19 protein-coding genes and 2 pseudogenes are annotated in these 26,254 nt (G+C 55.4%); 18 read left to right on the top strand and 3 right to left on the bottom strand.

The annotated features are described in order from the left end of the window. Positions 1-61: 61 nt before the first annotated feature. Positions 62-946 carry a helix-turn-helix transcriptional regulator gene (locus tag KRAC_RS53280; protein WP_052569326.1) on the bottom strand — a complete coding sequence of 295 codons (885 nt, stop codon included), beginning with the start codon at positions 944-946 and terminating at the stop codon, positions 62-64. A 221-nt stretch (positions 947-1,167) separates the two neighbouring features. Here KRAC_RS53280 and KRAC_RS53275 point away from each other — a divergent pair, with 221 nt between their 5' ends. The 4 genes and pseudogenes from KRAC_RS53275 to KRAC_RS53260 all read left to right on the top strand — a co-directional run bounded on the left by KRAC_RS53275 (position 1,168) and on the right by KRAC_RS53260 (position 6,741). Next, complete coding sequence (locus KRAC_RS53275) at positions 1,168-2,184, top strand: LLM class flavin-dependent oxidoreductase (RefSeq protein WP_052569325.1); 1,017 nt, start codon at positions 1,168-1,170, stop codon at positions 2,182-2,184. A 366-nt stretch (positions 2,185-2,550) separates the two neighbouring features. Next, the gene (locus KRAC_RS53270) at positions 2,551-3,777 is read left to right on the top strand and encodes an IS110 family RNA-guided transposase (protein ID WP_007917147.1); all 1,227 of its coding nucleotides are present in this window, start codon (positions 2,551-2,553) and stop codon (positions 3,775-3,777) included. Between the two features lie 176 nt (positions 3,778-3,953). Continuing rightward, on the top strand, positions 3,954-5,615 hold the full coding sequence (locus tag KRAC_RS53265; RefSeq protein WP_007921437.1) for an IS1182 family transposase: 1,662 nt from the start codon (positions 3,954-3,956) through the stop codon (positions 5,613-5,615). 410 nt (positions 5,616-6,025) lie between these two features. Next, a pseudogene (locus KRAC_RS53260) lies at positions 6,026-6,741 on the top strand (IS6 family transposase). A gap of 94 nt (positions 6,742-6,835) precedes the next feature. Here the strand turns inward: KRAC_RS53260 and KRAC_RS78870 are convergent. Next, positions 6,836-7,111, bottom strand: a complete 276-nt coding sequence (locus KRAC_RS78870) for a ClpX C4-type zinc finger protein (protein WP_007921436.1) — start codon at positions 7,109-7,111, stop codon at positions 6,836-6,838. Positions 7,112-7,510: 399 nt separating this feature from the next. On the opposite strand from KRAC_RS78870, the gene KRAC_RS73170 reads away from it, so the two are divergent. Beyond that, a complete protein-coding gene (locus KRAC_RS73170) occupies positions 7,511-7,696 on the top strand; it encodes a hypothetical protein (protein WP_157508116.1) in 186 nt (61 codons plus the stop codon). Here the strand turns inward: KRAC_RS73170 and KRAC_RS53255 are convergent. Next, entirely contained in the window at positions 7,668-11,381 is a 3,714-nt protein-coding gene (locus tag KRAC_RS53255) for a WD40 domain-containing protein (RefSeq protein WP_007921434.1), read from the bottom strand. The genes KRAC_RS73170 and KRAC_RS53255 overlap by 29 nt on opposite strands. 315 nt (positions 11,382-11,696) lie before the next feature. Here KRAC_RS53255 and KRAC_RS53250 point away from each other — a divergent pair, with 315 nt between their 5' ends. From KRAC_RS53250 to KRAC_RS53190, 13 genes and pseudogenes are all read left to right on the top strand, one after another. Beyond that, complete coding sequence (locus tag KRAC_RS53250) at positions 11,697-13,181, top strand: aldehyde dehydrogenase (protein ID WP_007921433.1); 1,485 nt, start codon at positions 11,697-11,699, stop codon at positions 13,179-13,181. A gap of 127 nt (positions 13,182-13,308) precedes the next feature. Next, positions 13,309-13,521 carry a hypothetical protein gene (locus tag KRAC_RS64375; protein ID WP_052569324.1) on the top strand — a complete coding sequence of 71 codons (213 nt, stop codon included), beginning with the start codon at positions 13,309-13,311 and terminating at the stop codon, positions 13,519-13,521. Between the two features lie 18 nt (positions 13,522-13,539). After that, positions 13,540-13,989 (top strand): cytochrome P450 family protein, encoded by a 450-nt coding sequence (locus tag KRAC_RS53245; RefSeq protein ID WP_052569323.1) that lies wholly within the window; start codon positions 13,540-13,542, stop codon positions 13,987-13,989. Positions 13,990-14,097: 108 nt separating this feature from the next. Continuing rightward, positions 14,098-15,381 carry an aromatic ring-hydroxylating oxygenase subunit alpha gene (locus KRAC_RS53240; RefSeq protein WP_007921431.1) on the top strand — a complete coding sequence of 428 codons (1,284 nt, stop codon included), beginning with the start codon at positions 14,098-14,100 and terminating at the stop codon, positions 15,379-15,381. Between the two features lie 4 nt (positions 15,382-15,385). After that, positions 15,386-15,910 carry an aromatic-ring-hydroxylating dioxygenase subunit beta gene (locus KRAC_RS53235; RefSeq protein WP_007921430.1) on the top strand — a complete coding sequence of 175 codons (525 nt, stop codon included), beginning with the start codon at positions 15,386-15,388 and terminating at the stop codon, positions 15,908-15,910. Between the two features lie 278 nt (positions 15,911-16,188). Next, positions 16,189-16,560, top strand: a complete 372-nt coding sequence (locus KRAC_RS53225; protein WP_007921419.1) for a response regulator — start codon at positions 16,189-16,191, stop codon at positions 16,558-16,560. Positions 16,561-16,700: 140 nt separating this feature from the next. Continuing rightward, positions 16,701-16,961, top strand: a pseudogene (locus tag KRAC_RS77610) (4Fe-4S dicluster domain-containing protein). A gap of 135 nt (positions 16,962-17,096) precedes the next feature. Beyond that, positions 17,097-17,297 carry a hypothetical protein gene (locus tag KRAC_RS77605; protein ID WP_007921417.1) on the top strand — a complete coding sequence of 67 codons (201 nt, stop codon included), beginning with the start codon at positions 17,097-17,099 and terminating at the stop codon, positions 17,295-17,297. Positions 17,298-17,352: 55 nt separating this feature from the next. Continuing rightward, a complete protein-coding gene (locus KRAC_RS53210) occupies positions 17,353-18,588 on the top strand; it encodes an NAD(P)/FAD-dependent oxidoreductase (protein ID WP_007921415.1) in 1,236 nt (411 codons plus the stop codon). 125 nt (positions 18,589-18,713) lie between these two features. Continuing rightward, complete coding sequence (locus KRAC_RS53205) at positions 18,714-19,070, top strand: hypothetical protein (protein ID WP_157508113.1); 357 nt, start codon at positions 18,714-18,716, stop codon at positions 19,068-19,070. A gap of 244 nt (positions 19,071-19,314) precedes the next feature. Further along, a complete protein-coding gene (locus KRAC_RS53200) occupies positions 19,315-20,871 on the top strand; it encodes a DHA2 family efflux MFS transporter permease subunit (RefSeq protein WP_007921407.1) in 1,557 nt (518 codons plus the stop codon). Further along, positions 20,868-22,526, top strand: a complete 1,659-nt coding sequence (locus KRAC_RS53195) for a GMC family oxidoreductase (RefSeq protein WP_007921405.1) — start codon at positions 20,868-20,870, stop codon at positions 22,524-22,526. Before KRAC_RS53200 ends, KRAC_RS53195 begins: the two co-directional genes overlap by 4 nt. 425 nt (positions 22,527-22,951) lie before the next feature. After that, positions 22,952-26,239 carry a PAS domain S-box protein gene (locus KRAC_RS53190; protein WP_007921397.1) on the top strand — a complete coding sequence of 1,096 codons (3,288 nt, stop codon included), beginning with the start codon at positions 22,952-22,954 and terminating at the stop codon, positions 26,237-26,239. Positions 26,240-26,254: the final 15 nt, after the last annotated feature.

Here is a 26,254-nt window from a genome sequence, read left to right as displayed (position 1 = left end):
AAAAACGCAAAAGATGCACATCTTTTATCAAAAAAGGTTTCTTCTACCGCAAATCTAACCCTTATTTTGATGAGCTTAATTTTTTTTGCAACACTACCAGATCGGATGGGCCACCTCCGGTCATCAACACTGCGAGTCTGGTCGCTGTGTCCTCTTGCGGCAGTGGCGTCAGGACCGCTAGCCTCAAGTCAGGCCGAGAAGGCTCGACAAGGTTGCTTGCTTGCAGCATGAGGCGACCAACCAGCGGGTGATCAATTTCATAGTGATCGTGACAGGTCAGGCGAATCTCATGCTTCGGCCACCAGGAACGAAACTCAGGGCTGGCTTGCCGTAAATCAGCGATGAGATCAGTAAACCAGATCTCGCCAGCATACTGGTCGCTCTTCGCACGTAAGAACGCGAGACTCAGGCGGGCCACTCGTTCCCAGTGAACCAGGCGTTCTCGTAGCGTTGCATTCATGAAGATACACCAGACCATGTTCCTCTCTCGCTCGCAATTGCTGGCAAAATTGCCCAGGACGCGGCTGGCACTTTCATTCCATGCCACCGCATTTAAGCGTCGATCTATCAGGATTGCTGGATAAATGCCCAACCCATCGAGAATAGCCTGATAGGTCGTATTCCCCGGCTCAGTATCTTCTTCCCAGGGCTGCTTCACCGGATCTTGTGCCAGGATGAACAAATGGCTGCGCTCTTCCCAATTCAGTTGCAAGATGTCCGCGAGGCGGGAGAGGAGGTCATCGGAGACCTGAATAGCGCGGCCCTGTTCGAGCCAGGTATACCAAGAAACACCTACGCCAACCAGTTGAGCCAGTTCCTCTCGTCTGAGTCCCTGCGTGCGTCGCCTGGGAAAATCTGGCAGGCCAAACTGCTCTGGACGCAGACGAGCGCGACGGGTTTTCAAAAAATCGGCAAGTTCGGCGCGGCGCCTCTCTGTTTGTGTCATCTCTTCCTCGTTGTTCTTTGGTTTGTAAACGAATATGTTTGCGATGAAGCTGTTACTTTTACACCTATGATTAACACACTCCTGGTTCTCAGAGGGATGCCGTTCCATAATAGCACCAGAGCGCATGAAGCGTCTACTCAACTCTACTATGGCGTGAGGGAGATGTTTCATTTTGTTCAGCACTTACATCACTTGTCGAGAAAAGAAGGACAGAAAGCACTATGCAACAGGAAGAAGAACGTCTCCAGCCGGTGCTCTCAGCAGCAGTTCGAGAGCGTCCGCTCCGTGATCGGGTTGGAGTGACCATTCTGGCGAATCAAGCTACTGGAGATATCCTCGCCGCAATACGTGAGGCGGAACAGGCCGGTGTCCAGCAAGTCTGGGTGGGGGATATGGGATGGGCCAATTACGCTGATACCTTGACGATCTTTGCAGCGGCGGCCACCCAAACCGAGCGGATCAGGTTGGGAACCTCAATTGTCGCCGCCTATCCACGCCATCCGCTGGTCATGGCGCGGCAAACCCTCGCGCTGCATGACCTAGCTCCTGGCCGCGTGCGCTTAGGGATTGGTCCTGGCGGACGTGCGGTTATTGAGGACTGGCATGGCTTGTCACAGACCGCTCCCCGGTCCTATCTCAAAGAATACGTGGAGGTCTTGCGTGGCCTGTTGTGGGAAGGAGCAACATCCTATCAGGGAAGATTTTTCAAAGGAATGTTTCCCTCGACACGTACCGTCCGAGTTCCGCTACTGATCTCCGCATTAGGCGCCAAAGGCTTTCGGCTGGCGGGCGAGATCGCTGATGGTGCTCTTTCCTATCTGTGTCCGGTTCCCTATCTTCAGCAGATAGCGCTGCCCGCGTTGCGTGCGGGAGCCGAGGCAAAGTCGCGTCCCGTGCCTCCCATCGCTGCACATCTGCTGGTCGCTCTGAGCACAAATGAAGCAACCGTATTGGCGAGCGCGCGCCAACAGATCTACTTTGTGGCCCAGTCTTTCGAGCAATACGCTCGTCTTTTTGCGCAAATTGGCTGGCCTGAGGCCGTAAACGGCGATGAGGCGCAACTGGATGTCCTGGCACGGTCAATCGTAATCAGTGGCGATGAAGCAAGCATATGTAGTCGCGTGCGGGAGCTGGTCACAAGCGGCCTGGATGAACTGCAATTGCAACTGCTGCCCATTGCCAACGAGGCGCGTGAACGAAAACAGTTGCTCCAACTGATCGGCTCCCTAGAAGCGTGATAGCAACAAACGTACGGAAGTAAGAAAGCCACTAGAAATCTCTTACTTCCATGCGTTAGGGTTTCCTCTGGTAGGACTCCATTAAGAAACGTCATGCGCCGCTGGGGCGGCGCACCACTCCGCATGAAAAGGAGTATACTCGAAACAGCAACCTCCCAGAGAAAAGACGACCAACAAAATACTGTGTCCGAGCGTGTTTAAGAAACTGTACTGAGGTGTCTGGGCGAACCACTCCATGTGGCCTCCTCGGCGCTCGGCGAGCGTCGAGTGAGAAGAGAACGAAGAATATACTGCACTGAAACAGACACCCGCCTTCGAGGTTGCCCTCTCAACGAAGAAGAGCAGACAAACAAAGGAGCAGGTACGATGAGTCTGGAGGTCATGTATCAGCGATGTGCAGGGATTGATGTCCATCAAGGCTTTCTGGTCGTGTGTGTCAGTGTGATTGAAGGGGGGAAACGACAGAAAGAGATTCGCACCTTCAATCACGACACAGCAGGTCTCTTGGCCTTACGCGCGTGGCTGCTTGAGCAGCGCTGCACGCATGTGGGGATGGAGAGCACGGGCGTATATTGGATGCCGGTGTATCGTCGGCTGGAGGGCTTCTTTGAGTTGGTGGTGGCCAATGCCCAGCACATCAAAGGCGTCCCAGGGCGAAAAACCGATGTCAAAGACGCGGAATGGATTGCCGATTTGCTGCAACATGGACTCGTCAAGGCCAGTTTTGTTCCCAGCCAGGAGCAACAAGACGTACGTGATCTGACGCGCACACGTATCCACCTGGTCGAGGAACGCTCGCGCCTGGTCAATCGAGTGCAAAAAGTGCTCGAAGAAGCAGGAATGAAACTGCCCTCGGTGGTTACTGACGTGATGGGGGTCTCAGGCCGAGCGGTGTTACGGGCCATGTGTGCCGGAGAACGTGACCCCGAGCGCTTAGCGAGCTTGTTGCTTCCAGGTGTGAAAGCGACCCATGAGCAAGCCGTCGTGGCCCTGACCGCCGAAGTACGAGTCCACCATCGCTTTCTTTTACAAGAGCTTCTCACACTTATTGATGCGCAAGATCGTGCCATCAGTCATTTGGAAGGGGAAATCGAACGGCATCTGCACCCTTTTGAGGAACAGATGACACGCTGCGAAAAGATCAATGGGGTGAGTTCGCACATCATCCATGTCTTGATGGCAGAGGTAGGAACCGATCTTTCTCGTTTTCCCGATGCCGAACATCTCAGCTCGTGGGCCGGAGTCTGCCCGGGACACAAGGAAAGCGCAGGCAAACGACAAAGTGGACGATGTCGTAAAGGCAATCGCTATGTGCGAACGGCCCTGGTGCAAGCCGCCCATGCCGTTCGCCGCTCGCATACCTACCTGGGAGAACGCTACCGTCGTCTGAAAAAGCGGCGAGGAAGTAAACGTGCGGCCTTAGCCGTGGGACGCAGCATCCTGGTCATCTACTATGAGATGATGACAACGGGGCAAGACTATGAAGAGAAGGGAGAGGAGTTTTTCCGCCAGAGGGATCGCGGCAAGGTGGAGCGCGAATTGATTCAACGTCTCAAACGTCTGGGGTATCAGATCACGCAGCCAGCAGCCTGATGGATGCTGGCATCTCAAGAGGCAGGTGAGGAAAACCACAGCCACATGGTGTGGCGTTAGGGAGTCTTTTTTGCTTTTTTGCAGCTTTTTCAGAATATATTGTTGGCGAATTAATATGGAGCAAAATATGAGATACTGAAGGAGCACAAAAAAGACAAGCATTCAGGAGAGAACCTATGTCACTCCATCCCCAAGCGATCCCGCCAGTTCCAGAAGAAACCGTACAGATAGCACGCGCCATTTTGCCCAATGGAAATACGTGTATTCATATGCGAGATGCATTAGGAACGTTTTTTCAGGATGAAGATTTCCTCGATCTGTTTCCAGCAAAAGGGCAACCAGCAGAATCACCTTGGCGACTCGCTTTGGTGATGGTGATGCAATATGCAGAGGGGTTGACGGATCGGCAAGCAGCAGATGCAGTGAAAACGCGCATTGATTGGAAATACGCCTTGAGTTTGGAAATCAAGGATCCAGGATTTGATTTTTCCATGTTGAGTGAATTTCGCGCTCGTCTCCTCGCTCATCAAGCCGAGCGGCGCCTCTTTGATCTGATGTTATCTCAGTTCCGAGAACGAGGCTGGGTCAAAGCACGAGGCAAACAACGCACCGATTCAACACATGTACTGGCAGCTATTCGAGCTGTGAACCGTCTTGAAAGTGTTGGAGAAACCATGCGCCATGTCCTTAATATCCTGGCAGAAGTAGCTCCCGATTGGCTTCTTGAGCGCGTGCAACCTGAATGGGAAAAACGGTATCGATCACGCTTTAGCGACTTTCGTTTACCAAAGGAAGAGAAATCGCGCCAAGAGCTCGCAGAGCAGATTGGAGCTGACGGCCGAATGCTCCTAGAGAGCATCTGGGGCAGCACAACCCATGCTTGGTTACAAGAACTCCCAGCAGTAGAGATTCTCCGAAGAATTTGGATCCAGCAGTATCACGCGTGTGAGCAGGGAACGCCTTGGAGAAAAGATCAAGAGCTTCCACCAGCGGCGCTCTTGATCCAATCGCCATATGATATGGAGGCGCGATACAGCAAGAAGAAGCAGACTGGATGGGTTGGCTACAAAGTGCATTTCACAGGATGCGATGCTGATCAGCCTCATTTTGTGCTAGAAGTCACAACGACAGCATCCACGCTCCCAGATGGAGAGGTCATGGAAGATCTTCATGAACGCTTGGCTGACAATCGGCTCCTTCCCAGCCAGCACCTAGTTGATAAAGGCTATGTGGATGCCGAACTGCTTGCCACGAGTCAGCATCGTCATCAGATTGACCTCGTTGGACCGGTTCTTCCTGATACCAGTTGGGCCTCAAAAGAAGCTGGGCGTTTTGATCATAGCCACTTCCACATCGATTGGAAGGCCAAACAGGTCCTGTGTCCGGCTGGACAGACAAGCCGAGATTGGGGACACATCCCTGATCGACATGGGAAGCCACGTCTGCGTATCCGGTTCCCTCTTCCCCTTTGTCGGGTTTGCACGCTTCATGAGAAGTGTTCGTCAACCGCAGCCAAAGTGCTCATTCTGCGACCAGATGAAGCCACCTATGTGGCACTTCAGCAGGCTCGAAAACGTCAGGAAACCGCTGAATTTCGAGCCTTGTATGCAGCGCGAGCGGGCATTGAAGGAACCGTTGCTCAAAGTGTACGTACCTGTGAGATACGGAGGTCCCGATACATTGGCATGAAAAAACTTAATCTCCAGGCGTTTCTTACGGCGACCTCCATCAACATGCTTCGGGCTTGTCATTGGATCGCAGAAGCGAAGCTGGCAACCACCCCAACATCTCGCTTTGCAGAATTGCTCGCTTCTGTCAAGCAAGTAGCTGTTGCGTAGCTTCTGCTCATTCGCCAACAATATCATTAACTGGTGAAAGTGGGAGAGACTTGCAAAAATCAGGCTCCATTGACAAGATATGGAGATGCAAAGCACCACATCTGACCCAATGGAGCCGTCGAGACCATTTTGCCCGAAGCAGCATGCCCCGGCGCGGGGCACCACCAGGGATGAAAGAGGATATACTGGAGAGAGATCGCGGCCAGAGTGAGAACGGACTCCAAATTATGAACAGAAGCGTGAGCCCGAAGCTGTCTCCAGGTACCTGTTTGCACCGCCAGTTGTCGCTCTTTTCTAGAAGCACGTAGAGGAATCTAACCTTTCAGGCCGGGTACCTCTTGGTGCTTATCCGAAAACTGAAGGTATTGTCAACTTGGGAAAGTAGCTGAACAATGTGCTAGAATAGCTGCATGAAAACAAACACCCCTGCTCCAAGCTACAAAGGCTTTCGCTTCCCACCTGAAATCATCAGTCACGCAGTGTGGCTGTATTTCCGTTTTTCCCTCAGTTTTCGCGATGTGGAAGAGCTTCTGGAACAGTGCGGAATCGTCGTGAGCTATGAAACCGTGCGGCAGTGGTGCTTGAGTTTGAGCAGACCTACGCGAACGAACTGCGCCGTCGCCGTCCGAAAACGGGAGATACATGGCATATGGACGAGGTGTACCTGAAAATCAATGGCAAAACCCATTATTTGTGGAGAGCTGTTGATCAGTACGGCAACGTGCTGGACATCCTGGTGCAGAGCCGATGCAACAAGCAGGCGGCCAAAAAGTTCTTTCGCAAGCTCCTCAAAGGGTTGCAATACGTCCCGCGCGTGATCATTACCGATACATTGAAGAGCTATGGAGCAGCGAAACGCGAGATCATGCCTGGCGTGGAGCATCGGCAACACAAAGGCTTGAACAATCGAGCGAAAAACTCACATCCACCGACGCGACTACGAGAGAAGAAAATGCGGCGGTTTAAATCGGCCAAACACGCACAACGCTTTCTTTCGGCCTTTGGACCCATCGCTGGACATTTCCAACCACGAAGGCATCGTTTCCCTGCTGGGGAGTACCGTGCCCTTTTGCAGGGCCGATTCCAGCAATGGCATGAGGTAACTAGAGTCAAGCAGGTCGTATAACTCCTCTACCTCCCCACTTCTCATTACCCTTTTATTGCTTTTCTCCTATAGCTCACCAGTATATTTCGTTTTTATAAATAAGTTGACAATGCCCTCACGTTTCCTGGGTGAATTGAGAATCACAATTGTGGCAGTAGTGGTGGCTTGCAGGAACACGAGTTTCACATGTGCTACATACCTTGCTGATGTTCTCCATTGTCACTGATGCACCTTCCATATTTGCAATGTGCTCGCGGTAGAGATCAAAGCATTCATTACAGATGTATATACCGCCCGGCCCCGCAGTGAGTCGATTGATCTGAACTCGACCTTTGCCACAGAAGGAACACTTGGCACTAGCACTGTTCTCTTGTCTGGTGTCGTTCCACATCTATCTTTTCTCCCCCTCTCCTGTTTGAGAACTCTCTCATCCGTCATATTCGGCATGGAGAAAACGGTCATGTACCCAATAAGTGGTAGGTGATAGCTTCTGATCTTTCCAAAAAGTTGTCTAGGGTAGCTGTCATAATTCTTTGGAGTTTAGACAAAATTCTTATGAAGCCAGGCTAGAAGCGGCTTGAGCTATTTACAAGCGAAAGGACATAGAACGGCTCTGCTAGCCATTTCTTAGCAAATTTAACTAAACTCCAATATTACAACCCTGAAATGAAACGAGCACAGAGTACCAAAAAGCCCTTGGGAACCCCGAAAAATGAGGTGCTCGTTTAGTAATATAATACGGCTATCTCATATTTGTTCATTTGATGACATTTTGACAGAAGCGAACAAGATGGACATATTTAGAACGGATAACCGAAGTAGCCAGTACACCTGGCTACCTCAAGACGATAACGACCAACGGAAACACAAGAGCGTGACGAACCAACTCGTCCGCCGCTTAGAGCGACCGGGCTACCAGGTTCATCTTTCCATGGAAGAGACCATCCCTACCACCCCTGTCGAGTTGGCTGGGTGATTTTCACAGGAGAATCCTCTACCGCCCCCAACGCTCTGAGCGTCGCTTTTTGCGCTTCGGTCAAGCCAGTAATACCGGTGATGTTCATCCCCTCGTAGAGCCTGTTTCTCACCATGCTCACGCACTCGCCTGTCCGTACATTCCAGCAGAGAATGGTTCTGTCCTCACTTGCGCTCAGCACCAGACTCCCATCGGGGCTAAAGACCACTGCCCATATCCGGCCAGGATGTCTGTGTAACGTTTTGAGGCACGCTCCGCTGCTCACCTCCCACACCCTCACCGTTCCGTCATGCCCACCACTGGCAAGCGTGGCGCCATCAGGGCTGAAGATGACTGACTCTACCCAACCCGTATGCCCTTGCAGTATCTTGAGGCACTGCCCCGTACTCACGTCCCACACCCTCACCGTCCGATCATCACTGCCGCTGGCAAGCACAGTACCATCGGGGCTGAAAGCCCCTGACCGGACCAAATCCGTGTGTCCTTGTAGCGTCTTCAGGCACTTTCCCGTGCTCACCTCCCACACCCTCACCGTCCGATCATGACTGCCACTGGCGAGGAGCGTCCCATCAAGGCTGAAGCCTACTGATCCCACCCAGCTGGTATGACCCCGCAGCGTCTGGAGGCACTTTCCCGTGCTCACCTCCCATGTCCTGACCGTCGTATCGTAGCTCCCACTGGCCAGGCGAGAACCATCGGGGCTGAACGTCACCGACCGGACCCAATCTGTATGTCCTTGTAGCGTCTTCAGGCACTTTCCCGTGCTCACCTCCCACACCCTCACCGTCCGATCGTGACTGCCACTGGCGAGGAGCGTCCCATCAAGGCTGAAGCCTACTGATCCCACCCAGCTCGTGTGACCCCGCAGCGTCTTCAGGCACTTTCCCGTGCTCACCTCCCACAGCTTCACGGTCCCGTCGTGACCCCCTGTTGCGAAACGAGAGCGGTCGGGGCTGAAGGACACCGACGTGCTCCAAATAGCATGCCCCTGCAACGTGGCGAGGCATTGCCCCGTGCTCACCTCCCACAGCCTGACTGTTCCGTCGTAGCTCCCACTGGCCAGGCGAGTACCATTGGGGCTAAAAGCCACGGCCCAGACCTGGCCTGTATGGCCCTGCAGCGTCGTGAGGCACTGCCCTGTGCTCACCTCCCACACCCGCACCGTCCGATCGTGACTGCCACTGGCAAGGCGAGCCCCATCGGGGCTAAAAGCGACCGACCGGACCCAATCGGTGTGCCCTTGCAACGTTGTGAGGCACTTTCCTGTGTTCACCTCCCACAGCTTGACCATCTGGTCGTTGCTGCCACTGCCGAGGGTTGCACTATCAGCACTGAAGGCCACCGACCAGACCCGACCCGTATGCCCCTGCAATGTGGCGAGGCATTGCTCTGTGCTCACCTCCCATAGCCTGACCGTTCCGTCGTCACTGCTACTGGCCAGGCGAGTACCATCGGGGCTAAAGGCCACCGACCAGACCCGGCCTGTATGGCCCTGGAACGTTGTGAGGCACTGCCCTGTGCTCACCTCCCAGAGCTTGACCGTTCCGTCGTTACTGCTACTGGCCAGGCGAGCCCCATCGGGGCTAAAGGCCACCGATCGAACCCAATCCGTATGTCCTTGTAGCGTCTTCAGGCACTGCCCCGTGCTCACTTCCCACAACCTCACTAACCGGTCTTCACCGCCGCTGGCCAGGCGAGCCCCATCAGGACGAAAGGCCACCGACCAGACCCAGCCGAGGTGACCACTGAGGGTCATGAGTTGCTTCCAACGGGCCACTTGCCACACGCCTATCTCCCCATTCATACTCCCTCCGGCTAAGCACTGACCATCGGGGCTGAAGGCCACACAGTAAATAGCACTGAACGGTTCGCTAAAGACGGACTGCTCAAAATGTGACGCAGCAAAATTCGCCTCCTGGAGCTCTACTCCCGCCAAATAGGCTTGCCGGATGCGCTGGTGGGAGAAATCGTACCCGCGTAACGTCCCTCTCAGTTGAGCGAGCAAGTTGATTACATTGCCCCCGCCATATCCCTGTTCCTCCCACGATCGGCTTCTGACGGTGGCCAGAGCCTGCCTGAGCTGCTGCTCAATGACCTGCTCGCTTTTGAGCAGCGTGCGCAGCCTAGCGAGCACAGGTTTGAGCAGGAGCTCGGCCTGAGCGTGCCTCACGTACTCTTTGGTCTGGGCCTTCATCAGACAATGGCTGAGCACAAGCTCCAGGTGGCCGGTCGTGATCTCCTGGGCCACTTGCTCTACCAGACGCTCCGCCACATACTCCATCACCACTGGATGAAGCGTAAACACCGCTCCTGCTTCCCCTCTTTCCAGCAGGGAGCGCCGCCTGAGCGCCCCGAGCGCCTCTAGGAGTTCCTTGCCCGGCAGAGGGGAGAGGCTCTCGGAGACCAGCTCTGCTAGCGCCAGCGGTTCCCGTGCGAGGGCGAGCCAGAAGAGGAGGGCTTCTTCGAGGGCGGAGAGATGCTCAAACTGCTGGTCGAGTAACCCGCGCATGCCCCCAAACAGGACAGTTCCCTGGCTGAGGAACTCCGTGATATTCCCACCGAAGAGATCGCGAATCGTGGCAGCGACCATCTTCAGCGCTAGGGGATTGCCCGCGCTGCGATCAGCCAGACTCCTATATTCCCCCTCTGTCCCAGCCAGATTGCTGTCCTTGAGGATTTGTCGGCAAGCCTCCAGCTCTAAACCAGCCAATGTCATTGTCCGGACGGGCGCGTGGTCCCCTTCAAGCGGAGCCAATTCCTTGGGTTTCTCGCGGCTGGTCAGCAGCAGGCAGCTTTGGTGAGCGGTCTGACCTACCCGTTGGAAGAACTGGCCATACGCTTCATACCCTGCTCGATACGTCCCTGCGCGGCTCCGTTCCTGGAAGAGCGTTTCGACATTATCCAGCGCCAGCAGGCAACGAGCGGTGCGCAGGTACTCAAGCAGGAGCGTCATGCGCTCACCCGTGCTCTCCGGGAGGTCAGTTGTGTGCTGCTCTGAGAGGAACGTGAGGTAGTCGGCCAACAAGCGCTCCAGCGGGGGGGCATTTTGCAGCGAGCGCCAGATCACCACATCGAAATGGTGCGCGATCTGTTGGGTCAGCTTGACCGAGAGCGCGGTCTTCCCATATCCACCTCGACTCAGTAGGGCGACCAGGCGGCAACGCTCATCGACAATCCACCGCTCTAACTCGACCAGTTCGCTCTCACGCCCGTAAAACGCGCTGACGTCAATGGCCTCCCCCCAGTCCCTACGCAGAGGTGGGGATGCGATCGCCTCCTGCCTGCTCTCACGGGCGAGAGGCCGCGTTACCCTGCCTGGTTGCACAGGAACGGCATGCTCAACGCCTGGGCTTGGAGTGTGACTCAGTGGACCACTGGGAGTGCTCGTGGTGGCCTCGAGCCACTTGAACGGGGGGGCGTTCCACTCGTCAGGGAGAAAATCTGGACAATCCATCAGTTCCAGGAGTTCACGTGCTTCAGCTTGCCTGGTCATAGCTCCCCACTCGACCAACGTTTTGACGATCGCTTGTACCTCGCGGTGGGTCAAGCGTGCGTTTCTTGTCCCATGAAGTTTGTGGCTCAAGACATAAGGACTCAGGCCAAGCGCTTTGGCCAGGTCTTCCTGTGTCCTCTCGGTCAGAGGGCGGTAGTAGCGTACTTTCTCGCGAAAGCGTTCCAGGTTCATCTTTGTTCACTACTTCCCACGCACAAGGGTAAGCAAGAAACGCTCAAAAATGGCTCAAGCAGCGCTCAAGAATCGCGCAATAAACCCATAGCCCTTGCCAAGGATATCAGGTATCCTCAGAACAAGTTGATGAAGGAACCTTAGAACGTTTTTCACCGTTTGTCAAGCGAAGTACTTTTGTCTGACAACCGGAATCTCTCTTCTGAGAGGAAGAGGATGGTTCATTCGTTCTGCTTTTTCGTTGCGATGATGCTCGTTGTTCACACGCTCTGAAGAGCCTTTCGCAGGCTTTTCAGGACAACAGAAGGAGATTCTATGCAAAGCTACGACCGTTTGCTTATCGGAGGGAAATGGGATGCTCCCGCGACCCCCTCGGTGCTTCAGGTCATTTCGCCTCTGACTGAAGAGGTCATTGCCCAGATACCAGACTGCTCAACGCGAGATATCGATCGGGCGGTGGCGGTTGCCCGTGCGTCCCAGGATCACGGTCCCTGGCCGCATATGCCGGTGGCGGAACGGATTGGTATCCTGCGCAAACTGGCGGCTGGACTGCGTGCGCATGAACTGGACTTCGCGCGTACGCAATCCGAGGAAGTCGGCTCACCCTACTCGCTTATCTCAGCCATTCAGGCCGAAGTGGCTGCGGCGTTGCTCGATTATTACCTCGATCTCGGCTCGACCTACCCGTTCGAGGAGGTCCGCCCCGGACTTTTTAGCAAGGCGTTAGTGCTGCGTGAGCCGGTCGGGGTGGTGGGAGCCATCGTACCCTGGAATTACCCACTGAGCCTGTCGTTTTTCAAGCTGGCTCCAGCCTTGCTCGCTGGATGTAGCGTCATCCTCAAGCCGGACTCGGCGACACCACTGCACTCCTACATCCTGGGGGAAATCCTGCAAGAGATTGGCCTGCCTCAGGGAGTCATGAGCATTCTCCCGGCGGGTCGAGAGGCCAGCGAGCATCTGGTGACCCACCCAGATGTCGACAAAATTGCTTTCACCGGCAGCACGGCAGTGGGCAAGCGCGTGGCTGCTCTCTGTGGGCAGACGCTCAAGCATGTGAGTTGTGAACTGGGCGGCAAATCTGCCGCCATCTTGCTTGATGATGTCGCTCTGGATCAGATAATCACGCCCCTGATCTACAGGGCATTGCCAAATAATGGACAGACCTGTATCGCGCAGACGCGTCTCCTGGTTCCGCAGACTCGTTACGCTGAAATCACCGAAGCCCTTGTCGAGCGCGTGCGTACCTTGCGCGTAGGGAATCCGCTCGATCCGCACACCGAAATTGGGCCGCTGGTCACCCAGCGCCAGCGCGACCGTGTAGATGGGTATATTGCCTCTGGACTGGCGGAAGGAGCGAAGATTGCTGTTGGAGGCAAGCATCCTCCAGCCATGACAAAAGGCTGGTTTGTGGAGCCAACCGTCTTCGTTGATGTCAACAGTTCCATGCGCATCGCCCAGGAAGAAATCTTCGGCCCGGTGCTGGTCGTCCTCCCCTACGCAGACGAGGAGGAAGCCATCGCCCTGGCCAATGACTCGGCCTACGGGCTCAGCGGATCGGTCTGGACGGCAGATCAGGCCCGTGGGATTGCTCTCGCGCGCCGCATACAAACGGGCACCATTGGGATCAACAACGCTGGACTCGACCCGGCTGCTCCCTTCGGCGGTTGGAAGCAATCGGGCATCGGGCGGGAGTTAGGACGAGAAGGATTGGAGGAGTACTTTGAACTGAAATCGATCCTTCTCCCGCCGGAACGACCGCCTGCTTTTGCTGCAGAGGAGAGGGCAGTTCCTGGCCTGTAGATGATCCTTGGAGGCTCTGGCCAGTTCATCTGAGAAGATCGGGTGGTCAGAAAGGCAAGCACCATGACGAAAGACAGGGAGGCCATACTGCTCGAAGCATGGAGAAGAAATTCAAAGGAGATAGGACATGGAATCAGCACTCGACTTTGCCACGCCCACCTTTAAAGCCGATCCCTTTCCGCCGTTTGCTCAACTGCGTATACATGATCCGGTTCACGAGATCACCATGCCGAACGGTCGAAAGGGCTGGATGATCACGCGCTCTGAAGATGTTGACGCAGTGTTACGGGATGGACGCTTCGTCAAGGATAGACGCAACATCTACTCGGCTGAAGCATGAGCCCAGATACTTTCGAAGGTGGAACTGGACTTTATTGCCAGGGGACTCAGTCAGAGTCTGGTCGCTTCTGATGTGCCCGATCACACCCGACTGCATTCATTAATGAATCTTTCCTTTACACCGCGGCTGATCGAACAGTGGCACGAACATGTTCAAGCTATTATTGATGAACTCCTCGATACGGTCCAGGAGAAAGGAGAAATGGAACTGATTGAGCATTTTGCGTATCGGCTGCCTCTGATGGTGATTACCGAGATGCTCGGTATCCCTGCTGCTGATCACGAAAAGTTCCATACATGGTCAAATGTGATCGTTGAGTCCGAGGGCTCTGCCGAGGCTCCTGAGCATTTGGGGTCGGTGATCCCACAGTTTCACGGCTACCTGGTAACGTTGCTTCAAGAAAAGCGCAAGCATCCCGCAGATGATCTTCTCGTTCCGATATCCCAATCTCTTGAACGAAGGGATTGAGAGCGCTACGAGAAGCAGGCCATGAGTTGCATTGAGCCTCATGGCTAAACAAGAGGAGCCATCGCATACACTTCGTGCCAGTTGATACTCTCAACAAAAGGAGAAAACATGTTACAGATAAACGATTTTGTCATCGATAAAACCGAGGAGGAACTCTTTGCATACCATCGCTCGACGATGACGTCGCCAGAGATCTTCGCACTCGAGCAAGAGCGGATTTTCGAGACGTGCTGGCTCTATCTGGGCCATGAGTCGGAAGTCCCCAATCCGGGCGACTTCGTGCGCAGGGATATTGCCGGTCGCCCCATCTTTTTCGTGCGCAGCAGGAAAACTGGGAAGATCAATGTCTTTTATAACACCTGTACACACCGCGGCGCGACCATTTGTCGACAGGATACGGGCAATGCGAAGTCCTTACAGTGCTTTTACCATGCCTGGACCTTCAACATAGACGGGGAACTCATCGGCGTGCCGGATGAGGGGTCCTATGGCGGATTTTGGGACCGGAAAAAGATGGCGCTCCAGTCTCCGCGAGTGGAAAACTACCGTGGCTTTCTGTTCGTCACCTTCAACCCGGAGGCCGAGGATTTGATCACCTATCTGGCTGGGGCTCGTGAGTACATCGATGACGTGGTGGATGGGGCAGAAGAAGGGGCCAGGCTCTTTGGGTCACAAGAAGGAGGGATGGAACTCATCCGCGGGACGCATGCCTATGCCGTGAAAGCCAATTGGAAGCTGCTGGCGGAAAACAGCGTGGATGACTATCATGTGGGACCGACGCACGAGACCTACCTGCAGTTCCTGCGCAATCTGGGCGTCCAAACCGGGAGAGCTACCAAAGGTGGAGAAGGCAAGGACCTGGGCAATGGGCACGGCGTGATGGAGAAATTTGCTCCCTGGGGTCGGCCGATTGCCCAGTGGGGGCCGGTCTTCAGCGAGGCGTCCAAACCGGACATCGAGAGGATTCATGATTACCTCCTCGAAAAGTTCGGCGAGGAACGCGGCCGCAGGATGACCGAACTGAGTCGCAATCTGCTGGTCTTCCCCAACCTGGTCATTAACGATATCATGGCTGTGACCGTTCGCACCTTCAACCCGGTTGCTCCCGATCACATGGAGGTGACGCAGAAGGAGTTAGTGCCTAAGGGCGAACGTCCCGACTTGCGTGCTTTGCGCCTGGACAGCTTCCTGACGTTCCTAGGCCCCGGCGGTTTTGCTTCCCCAGATGATACCGAAGCCATGGAATCCTGCCAGCAAGGCTTTCAAGCCAAAGCCGTCGAGTGGAATTACATTGCACGGGGATTCCATCATCATCCCCCCGGGGCCATGGACGAACATCACATACGCGCGTTTTGGCGTGGCTGGTACCGACGCATGCGAGCCGAGGAGTAGACCTATGCAGAAAGAGAGAAGCGAAGTAAACACGCTGGAGAAGTCATTAGAGAGCATGAGCCGTCAGGAGGTCGAGGACTTCCTTTATAAAGAGGGGGATTTGCTCGATCACTGGAAATTGGATGAGTGGCTCACACTTTACACCGAGGACGCACAGTACCTGATTCCAACGAATGATCTGCGCGCTGGCGACCCGGAGAACGATCTGGTCTATATCAATCATGATTTCGAACGCCTGCAAGCCCTGGTGGTACGCCTCAACAATAGTAGGGCCCACCGGGAGTACCCCTGGTCAAGGACCACGCACCTGATCACCAACGTGCGCCTGCTGGGGGTGGAAGAAGAGTGCCTGATGATCACTGCTCCCTTTATGGTGTGGCGCTTCCGCAACAAAGATGCCGAGTACTTTGTCGGGCACTATCGGTACGCCTTGAAACTGGGAGGCGGACAGTTAAAGATCCGTTCCAAGCACATTTTGATGGATATGACGAGTCTGCGTCCTGCGGGAGCGATCAGCATTATTCTCTAGAGCAACGAGCGAAACGATTGAGCCGAGAGAGGGAGGGCGAACACGTTGATAGACGTCATGGAGCCAGAGACTTCACCCTCCCTGGGGATGCCCATTCAGGAAACCTTTCAGTGGATGGTGACGCAGGCACAAATAAGCTCTGAATATGCCAAACAGTACTCACATCATCTCCTGATGCAAAGCCATGAGATAAGCGTGAAGCGGTCATGGATGACTCATTTTCATCGAACCGAAAAGAGATCTCGCGATGAGAGTTACGTGCCAGAAAGGAAGTAGAAATGAGGAAGCACATTTTAGTCGTCGACGACGACCAGGCTTTGCGATCGCTCATGCAAGAGCTATTGGAAGAGGAAACCTATGAGGTAGATACAGCCATCGATGGCGTAGACGCCTTAGGCCAACTGGACCATCAACGGAACGCGTACGATGTAATCTTGCTTGATTTAACGATGCCACGTCTCAATGGGCTGCAATTCTTGCACAAGGTACAAGAGCAAGATCCGCCCCTCTTGCACTCGATCATTGCGCTGAGTGCAGATGGGGAAGCTCTCCAGCAATCTGCTTGTATGGGGATTTGCAACACACTTAAGAAACCGTTTGATCTGGAAGTGTTGCTTGTGCTGGTTGGGCGAGCAATGTGCTGGAATTAGGAGAAATCGATGGCTCACTCTTTTTGACCACTGCTATTGGTTCGCCGCACCTGTCTCGACAACGAGGATGAGGCACCCTGCCTGTTCGACAGATGGAGCAGTGCGTAGCGAGAGCCACGAGGAAGGAGGGCAACAGAACTATGCCCTATGTGATTACTCAGCTGTATATCGGCTCAAAGGACGCATGCTGCGTCGAGGTGTGTCTCGTTGATTGTATCCATCCCACGCCAGATGAGGAGGAGTTTGAGACAACGGAACATCTTTCTATCAATCCAGATGAATGTATCGAGTGCGGCGCGTGAGAAGCCGCCTGCCCCGTTACGGCGATCTTCGAGGAGCCGCTGGTTCCCCAGGAGTGGAGGCAGTACATCGCGATCAATGCCAACTTCTTTAAACGCTGAACGTGATGCAGAGTCGATGAACACAGCGGGATGATTGGGACACCGCCTGGAACCAGCTGATCGCGGCCCAGGCAGAGCAAACACATGCAGAGGAGAGGAGCGCAAACGCTGTTTGCACGCAAGAAGGAGAAGAATATGAACCAGATAGACCGGCAAGACCCCTGTGAATTGTTGCGCACGGCTGGGTTCACTGAGGCAGAAATAGAGAACCTGGAGAGGCTTCGGCGAGCCTATAGGGAAAACAGTAGTTGGCTGACCTGTGCAGAGGAACGTCGGCTTGCATTCGTACGCTGGCTCGTGACCACTGACAGACTGACCGAGCAGGTTGAGGCATGACGCCAGGGGAAGGAGGAGCAATCCATGGCTCTGCAAGAAGAGATGAGGTGCTGATTTGACAAAGCGCGACAAACGCTATGTGATTATCGGCAATGGAGTGGCCGGCACGACAGCCGCGGAGACCTTGCGCAAGCTTGATCCGAATTGCGGCATCCATATGCTCACCAACGAGCCCTATCCACTCTACAATCGGGTCTCCCTGCCACGCTTTCTGCAAGGGGTGATTGGTGAGCAGAAGGTGATGATGCACGACTTCGCCTGGCATGAACAGCGTGCCATTCACCTCGTCACCGAAAGCATGGTCACTGGTGTTGCTACCGAGGAACGGGTCGTCGTGACTGACAGGGGAGAGCATCTTCCCTATGATGCCCTATTAGTCGCTACCGGCGGCTGGGCTAATCCCCTGCGGGTGCCGGGGGCTGAGGAGACCAAACACATCTACAACTTTGTGACGTTGGATGACGCCAGGACCATCATTGCTCGTATGCAGGAGTCACGTACCGCGGTCGCCTATGGGGGCAGTTTTATTGCTTATGAGTTGTGCGATGGCTTTGCCAGGCGCAAGCTCGACACGACCTGGATTATGCGCGGTCCCTGGTGGCTCCGCACGTGTTTGGATCGCGATGGGGGGGAGGTGGTTGATACCATCGCCAGGAAATTTGGCGTGGAAGTCATCCACAGTGATGAAATGGAGGCAGTCGTTCCCCGTCATGGCGTGCCCGGCTATGTGAAGACGAAGAAGGGGCACCAGATCCAGGCGGACCTGATCGGGGTCGGCCTGGGCATCTCGCTCAACACAGCCATCTTAGAGCAGGCCCCGGTCCAGGTTCGCAAAGGGATCCTGGTCAATGAGTACCTGGAGGCGAATGTGCCAGGGGTGTATGCAGCCGGCGATGTGGCGGAATTCTTTGACCCAACGATTGTCCAGCACCATATCATGGGCACCTGGGACAATGCTCTCGCCCACGGGCGCATCGCTGGGGCGAATATGGCAGGTGGGCACCAGGCCTATGTAGCTGTGCCCACCTATACCAGCCCTTTGTTTGACGTCAATATCGCGGTGATTGGCACAGCCGAGTCCAATAACCCGGAAGTAGAACAGATAGCTCGTCGCGAACCAGGCGAAAAGGGCCATGAGAACTACCGCAAGCTGTTTTTCCGCGAGAACAAGCTGGTCGGGGTTCTGATGATTGGCAGTCCCAAAGGGCGCAAAAAGTTGGTCGAGGTTGTCAAGAGCCAGCAGCTCATCGAGACGGCGGCCGAGCGTGAAGCTCTGTTAACACTGAAATAAAGAAAGAGGGGGCGAGGAGACGAAACCCTCGAGGAGATTCAATGACAACCAGAGAGAGAAATACTCTCGGCACCTGCAGAGATTGCTATCCCCCCACTTTGACTCCTGGGGAGCAAAAGCAAGCAGTGATTACACCACAACAACGCTACAGGCAAGGAATCGAGGGCATCTGGCAGAAAGTAGACCAGTTACCTAAAGGCCAGGATCAAGTCGTGATGTCGCAACTCTGGGAATTGGGGGAAACCTCGGCTCTTCCCACGCCGACACGATTTCCGGCCTTGGCCGCGCATAGTTTTATCACAGAACAGCTGACGGAAAATCTAAGCGTGTGGAAACCCTCCTCACCTTATCTGAAGGATTTCTGGCGCATCGGCATCGATATATCGCAGGCATATGGATTCAGGCTCCGGCCACATCAGGCATTCAAAGCCAGTTTGCGAGCAGAAATGGATACTGTTGCTAAATTCCTTCCCCTGGCTTGAAGAGAAGAGGCGAATCTTCGCGACGTGAGCTTGAATTGCCGACTAGACCAGGAGCCAAATGAATTTAGCAACAGTATCCATTCATACTCAAGGGCCACCTTCCAGCGAGGTTACACACGAAACTCCAGGAAAAGGGGTTATCCGCGGAATATGTATGTCAAGATAACCTTGCCGATTATATAGGTTGAATCTATCGGTCAATCAGCAGGCCTGTTTTTGAGGTTGGGCCACAAGTGAAGAAAAGATGGAGCAGGAAAAAACTCAGGCGGCAGAGAAGGTAGCAGGCCGTCCCAGTCGCGTTCTGAAACGTGAGGGCGAGCATCCTAATAAGTGGGCAGTGTTGGCCATCCAGGCGATTGGCATTTTCATGGCCATGCTGGACTCCTCAATCGTCAATATCAGCCTGCCGAATATCGCCAGCTATTTCAACGTGCCGCTCAACGGTGCCGTGGAATGGGTAATTATCGCATACCTGGTGACGATTGCCGGAGTCCTCCTGAGCATCGGGCGCCTGGCGGACATGATTGGACGCAAGATACTCTGGATTGCCGGACTGGTGATTTTTACACTTGGCTCGGCGATCTGCGGCGCCGCGCCAAGCTTGCTGATTCTCGTTGCTGCTCGCGCGTTCCAGGGCCTGGGTGGCGCACTGATTCTGTCGGTCAGCCCGGCGATATTGACCAGCGCCTTTCCGCCTGAAGAGCGTGGGCGCGCGCTTGGCATGAATGCTGTTTTTATCGCTCTGGGCATCAGCATCGGCCCGACACTAGGCGGCCTGATTACCGCGAATTTCACCTGGCGCTGGATCTTTTATGTCAATGTACCCCTGGGCATGATTGGCATCATTGCTACTCTCTTCGTTCTGAAAGAACTTATACAGCACGCCAGGAGACGATTTGATCCAGTAGGCGCGCTTTTGCTTGCCGTGAGCTTAATCGCGTTGACGCTCGGCTTCTCCTTTGGCCAGGAATGGGGCTGGACCTCACCAACACTGATTGCAACCATGGTAATCAGCGTGGCCGCGTTGGTTTTGCTGATTCTTGTGGAGCACCATGTCGCCGATCCCATTATCGCTTTTAGCCTTTTGCATAACCGCGTCTTCGTTTCGGCCACTGTCAGCCTGGTAATGTACTATCTGGCAGTCTTCGTCGTGAGCTTTATGCTGCCTTTCTACCTGGAGGAATTGCGGAGAATACCTCTGATAGAGGCCGGGCTACTGCTCACACCGCTGCCTCTGACCAGCATAGTAATCGCGCCGTTTAGCGGCGTCCTGGCGGATAAGATTGGTACGCGCTGGCTGGCCACCGTCGGTATGGTCATTATCTGTGTAGGGCTCGTGCTGATCAGCCAGTTAGACACGCAGAGTTCGACCAGCGATATCATCTGGCGTCTCGTCGTAACTGGTGTAGGTCAGGCGCTCTTCCAATCGCCCAATAATAGTGCGCTGCTGGGCGCGGCGCCTCGCCACCAGCAGGGTATCGCGGCAAGCTTCATGGCTCTCGGTCGTGTGGTGGGCCAGAGCGTCAGCGTGGCTCTGGCTGGCGCGATCTTCACCAGTCTAGGCGGTGCTGGGGCCGGCGTGATATTGAGACAGAGCGTGCAGAGGCTGCCGCCAGCCGAATTGGCCAGCGTACAGAACACCTTTAATACAGCCTTTCACACCACCTTCATCGTCTGTGCAGTCATCGCGGCGGTCGGAGTCTTTACTTCGTTGGTGCGCGGCAAAGAGCAGATAGTGCATCGTATCAGAAATGGCACACGAACACCCCTTGTCGCCCCAGGAAAGGAGAGCCACCGATGAGTGCTGAGCTCAATCCCACCAGAGAGAAGCAGGGCCCTGTTTTCGGGTCGGGCTTGTCTGCGGGCGAGTTCGCCGAACGCGTTCGCCTCAATCAGCGCAAGCTGCGTTCTGACCTCAAGTTGCAGTACGACGTGATCGTCTGCGGATCGGGGTCTTCTGGATCGGTCGTTGCGCGTCGTCTGGCCGAAAACCCCAACGTCAGCGTGCTGCTCCTTGAGGCAGGTGGCGGCGATGACGTCCCAAGCATCATGGATGCGGACAAATGGCCGCTCAACCTGGGCAGCGAGCGAGATTGGAACTTCCAGTCTCAACCCGATTCCCGCCTCAATGGCCGCTCCATCCCCTTGAATATGGGCAAGGTCCTGGGTGGCGGATCAAGTATTAACTTGATGGCGTGGGCTCGCGGTCACCAGAGCGACTGGGATTTCTTTGCAAAAGAGGCAGCAGACCCGGCTTGGAGCTATGCCTCGGTTTTGCAGATCTATCGTCGCATCGAAGATTGGCATGGCGCTCCAGACCCCAAATACCGAGGAACCGGTGGGCCCGTTTTTGTCGAGCCCGCCCCTACCTCCAACCCGATCGCTCCCGCCATGCTGGAAGGAGCACGGTCGGTTGGGATTCCGACCTTTGAGAATCAGAACGGTCGCATGATGGAGGGGGAAGGCGGAGCCTCGATCATTGATGTGCGGGCCCGCGCTGGCAAACGCCAATCCGTGTTCCGCTCCTACACCTTCCCCTACATGGACCGGCCCAATCTGACGGTGCTCACGCATGCCCTGGTCACCCGGCTGATCTTCGAGGGCAAGCGAGCCACCGGGGTGGAGATGTTCTACGACGGCAAGACCCACCGCGTTGGCGCGGGGCTTGAGGTGGTGCTCTCGCTGGGCGCGATTCAGACGCCGAAGGTCCTGATGCAATCGGGGATCGGCGATCAAGACGAATTGCAGCGCCTGGGCATCCCAGTCGTCGAGCATCTGCCGGGGGTCGGGCAGAACTTTCAAGACCATCCTGGTCATGGCTGCATCTGGGAGTATCAGGAACCACTTCCGCCACGTAACACCCTGCCCGAGGTGACCTTCTTCTGGAAAAGCTTCTCTGGGCGAGAGAGTCCGGACTTGCAGACGTGCCAGGGGGAAGTTCCCTTGTCGAGTGCCGAGAATGCCGCACGGTTTGGCCTGCCTGTCAGTGGGTGGACCTTGTTTGGTGGCGTTGTCCGGCCCAAAAGTCGAGGCCGTATCCGTCTGACGGGGCCTCATCCGCTCGACCCCGTTCAGATTGAGGCCAATTTTCTGTCGCACCCAGATGATCTGAAGGCGGCGATCGCCTGCGTGGAACTGTGCCGAGAGATCGGCAACTCTGCCGCGCTTCGCCCCTTCGCCAGGCGCGAGGTGATGCCAGGCAACCTGAAAGGGGCTGCGCTCGAACGCTTTGTCCGCGATGCCGCCATAACCTACTGGCATCAGACCTGCACGGCCAAGATGGGCCGAGATGCCATGTCGGTGGTGGATGGCCATCTGAACGTCTATGGCGTCACCAACCTTCGGGTGGCGGATGGCTCAATCATGCCACGGGTGACCACCGGGAATACGCAAGCGCCCTGCGTCATCATTGGCGAGCAGGCCGCCGGGATCGTGCGAACGCAGTATCGGCTGTAATCCTCATCGGAGTCAGTGTGCTCGTGTTGTCAATCCCAGCATGTTGAGATCCAATCGCAGCCCTGGCGCTGATCTCCTTTCGTGTTGGGGAAATACGGGAAGCATGGCACGAGACCCGCACAGGCGAGACCTGTAACTGGAGCAAGGATGATTGCTGCAAGTGAGCGGAACACAAAGAGAGGACAGGTGACGGGCACAAAGACACATACAGCATCCCTTCATACAGCCGCTGATGGTCGACCTCTGACAGGGACACCCAGACGGACGAACGAGCGCCGTACCTGAGAAAACGATAGTACTGTAGTCCACAACAGCTTGCTTGTTCCTCAAAGGCCTGCCATCATGGTACTATCCTCGTACTCGATCAGAGAAGGAGCTCCTCGTTGTTCCCAGCGATGGGAGAAATGAAAAGGAGACCCCATCAGATGGCAGGAGAAGAGCAAACCAGGCGTATCACTGCTGCGTCGCGTGATACGCTGCTCACCATACTTGAAACGCTTCCTGATGCTTTTTTTGTCGTCGACGATGTTGATACCATTGTCTATGCCAATCAATGTGCGCAGGCTCTGACCAGAGCATCACCAGAGGCATTCCTCGGGCACAGCTTCTGGCGCGGTGCCCCCCACCTGGTGAGCACCGCGCTCTACCACGCCATGCGCACGGTCAGACAGACGCGAGAACCGACCGAAGTGGAGTATATCTCTCCCGTGACCCGCACCCGGCTGCACGTGCAACTCGCTCCGACCGCTGGCGGACTTCTGTTGCAGTTCCACGAGAAGCAAGAACCAATCCGAAGCCAGAAGACGTTCTTCCTAGAGGAACACCTCACCGCTGATGTGCTGGTGAACCTGTATGTCGGGGTCGGCGTTCTCACCCCCGAGGGGATCTTGTTGGACATCAATGAGGCCCCGTTAGCAGATACGCAGATCCGACGCGAGGAGGTGATTGGTCAACCGTTTACCGAAACTCCCTGGTGGTCCTTTTACCCTGCGAGTCAACAGCAATTACGCGAAGCCATCACACGGGCCAGCAAGGGAGAAACCGTGCGGTTTGAGACGGTCATTCACCCTCGGGAAGGGATGGATCTGCACCTCGAGGCGACGATCACCCCCCACAGGGACGTGGGGCACCGCGTCGAGTACCTCGTCTATGTCGGGACCGACATCACCGCGCGCAAACGAGCCGAAGCAGAACTCCATGCCCTCATCGATGCTATTCCCCAGCTGGTCTGGGCAGGGCGACCCGATGGCTATGTCGATTTTTATAATCAACGCTGGCGCGACTATACCGGCCTGAGTACCGAAGAGGCCCAAGGGGAGGGATGGATGCAGTGTACGCACCCCGAGGACCGCCAACGCGTCCTGGAGACATGGCAGCGCGCCGTCCAGACCGGCAGCCCCTATGAAGCAGAACAGCGCCTGCGCCATTGTACGACCGGGCAGTATCGCTGGTTCCTCATGCAAGCCACACCCTACAGAGATGCTCGGGGCACGATCCTCAAATATATCGGCACCTGCACCGACATCGACGAGCAGAAACAGGTCGAAGAGAGGATCAAAGCCAGCGAGGAGAACTGGCGCGTGCTGGCTGAAACGGTGCCGCAACTCGTGTGGACCACGCGCCCCGACGGCTTGTCGGATTATTTTAATCAACGGTTCCGAGACTACACCCACGCCACGTGGGAGCAATTGTACGGTTATGGATGGAGCCAGTTTTTGCACCCGGAGGATTATGAACGCACCCTGGCGGAACGAGCGCACTCGTTCCGCAGAGGCACTCCCTATGAGGTTGCCTACCGTTTTCGAGAGGGCCAGACGGGCTGCTATCGCTGGTTCTTAGCCCGTGCCATGCCAGTACGTGATGAAACAGGTCAGATCCTCAAGTGGTTTGGCACCTGCACCGACATCGACGAGCAGAAACGGACGGAACAACGGCTCAAAGAGAGTGAAGAACGCTTTCAGGTCTTGGCTGAAACGGTGCCACAACTCGTGTGGACCACGCGCCCCGACGGCCAGTTCGAGTACACGAACCAGCACTGGTGTGACTACACCGGGTTGACGCTTGAGCAAACCCAAAGCGACCAATGGGCTCAGCTCCCCTTCATCCATCCTGACGACCAGGAAGACATCCGAGCTCGTTGGCAACATGCCCTGGAGACGGGAGACATGTATGAGCATGAGGGGCTTCTCAAACATGCTCATACTGGGGAGTATCGCTGGTTCTTAACCCGCGCTATGCCGGTGCGTGATGAAGCCGGCCAGATCCTCAAGTGGTGTGGCACCTGCACTGATATTCATGACAAAAAGCGGGCTGAAGCAGAGCTGCGTGTCCTGATCGATGCCATCCCCCAGCACGTCTGGATATTAGGCCCCGATGGCTTAAGTGAATACGGCAACCAACGTTGGTGTGAGTATACAGGCATGACCTACCAACAATACCAAGGGGATGGCTGGCACCAGGCCATTCACCCTGACGATCGTCAGCACACGCTGACGCTCTGGCGTCAAACGTGTGCAATGGGTGAACCTTTTGAGATCGAATACCGTCTCAAACATGGCCAAACGGGAACGTACCGCTGGTTTTTAGGCCGTGCCTTGCCGGTGCGCGATGAAACAGGCCAGATCCTCAAGTGGTTCGGCACTTGCACCGACATTGAGGAGCAGAAGCGTATCGAAGCAGCGCTACGAGAGAGTCAGGAGCGCACGAGCGTCTTGATGAACTCCAGTATTATTGGGATCAATATCGCTGAGGGTGAACAGATTGTGGACGCGAACGACACCTTTCTATACATGACCGGCTATACGCGGGAAGACCTGCGCACCGGGAAGATAAACTGGATGCAGATGACCCCTCCAGAATATCTGGATCGTACCGTAGAGGCCCATCAGGAACTGGCCGCCAAGCGGTTGATGACCCCCTACGAGAAAGAGTACGTGTGTAAAGATGGCAGTCGCCTTCCTGTGTTAGTAGGCAGTATCGGTTTAGAGCATAACCCGCTCCAAAATATCGCCTTTGTGCTGGATAACTCGGCTCGCCAGGAACTGGAACAACGCAAAGATGCTTTTATCAGCATGGCCAGCCACGAACTGAGGAACCCACTCACGGCCTTGAAAATGCAGACCTCCTTGCTGCACCGGCAACTGGTCAAGCAAGGCCTCCAGGCTCCAGCTCTCTCTAGCATGCAAACCCAGATCAACAAAATCACCCGACTGGTAGAAGACTTGCTCGATGTCTCCAAGATCCAGGCAGGGAGGCTGGAGTATCAGCAGGAGATAGTGGATCTCGACGCGTTGCTGCGGGAGATCGCTGACACGATGCTGCACACTCATCCCAGCCATACCATCCTGCTGCATGGCACCGTGGGAACCAGCCTGATGGGGGATCGAGACCGGCTGGGACAGGTCTTCACCAACCTGCTCAGCAATGCCATCAAGTATTCTCCCGGCGCAGAGACAGTCGAAATGGAGCTCTCCGCCTCCGAAGAGGCGGTCACGATCCTCGTACGTGATCATGGCCTGGGCATCCCACGCGAGCAGCGCGACAAGATTTTTGACCGCTTCTATCGCGTCACTGATCCCAAGCAGAAGGCGATCCCCGGCCTGGGCATGGGGTTATACATTGTGGCCGAGATTGTCAAGCACCATGGGGGAACCATTATGGTCGAGAGCGAAATGGGAAAAGGATCGACCTTTCAGGTGACACTTCCCCGCTAAAGACCATGAGGAACG

This window comes from Ktedonobacter racemifer DSM 44963, from assembly GCF_000178855.1.
Lineage (GTDB): Bacteria > Chloroflexota > Ktedonobacteria > Ktedonobacterales > Ktedonobacteraceae > Ktedonobacter > Ktedonobacter racemifer.
The sequence above is the reverse complement of the archived record's forward strand: the minus strand, read 5'-3'. Positions and strand labels throughout refer to the sequence as shown.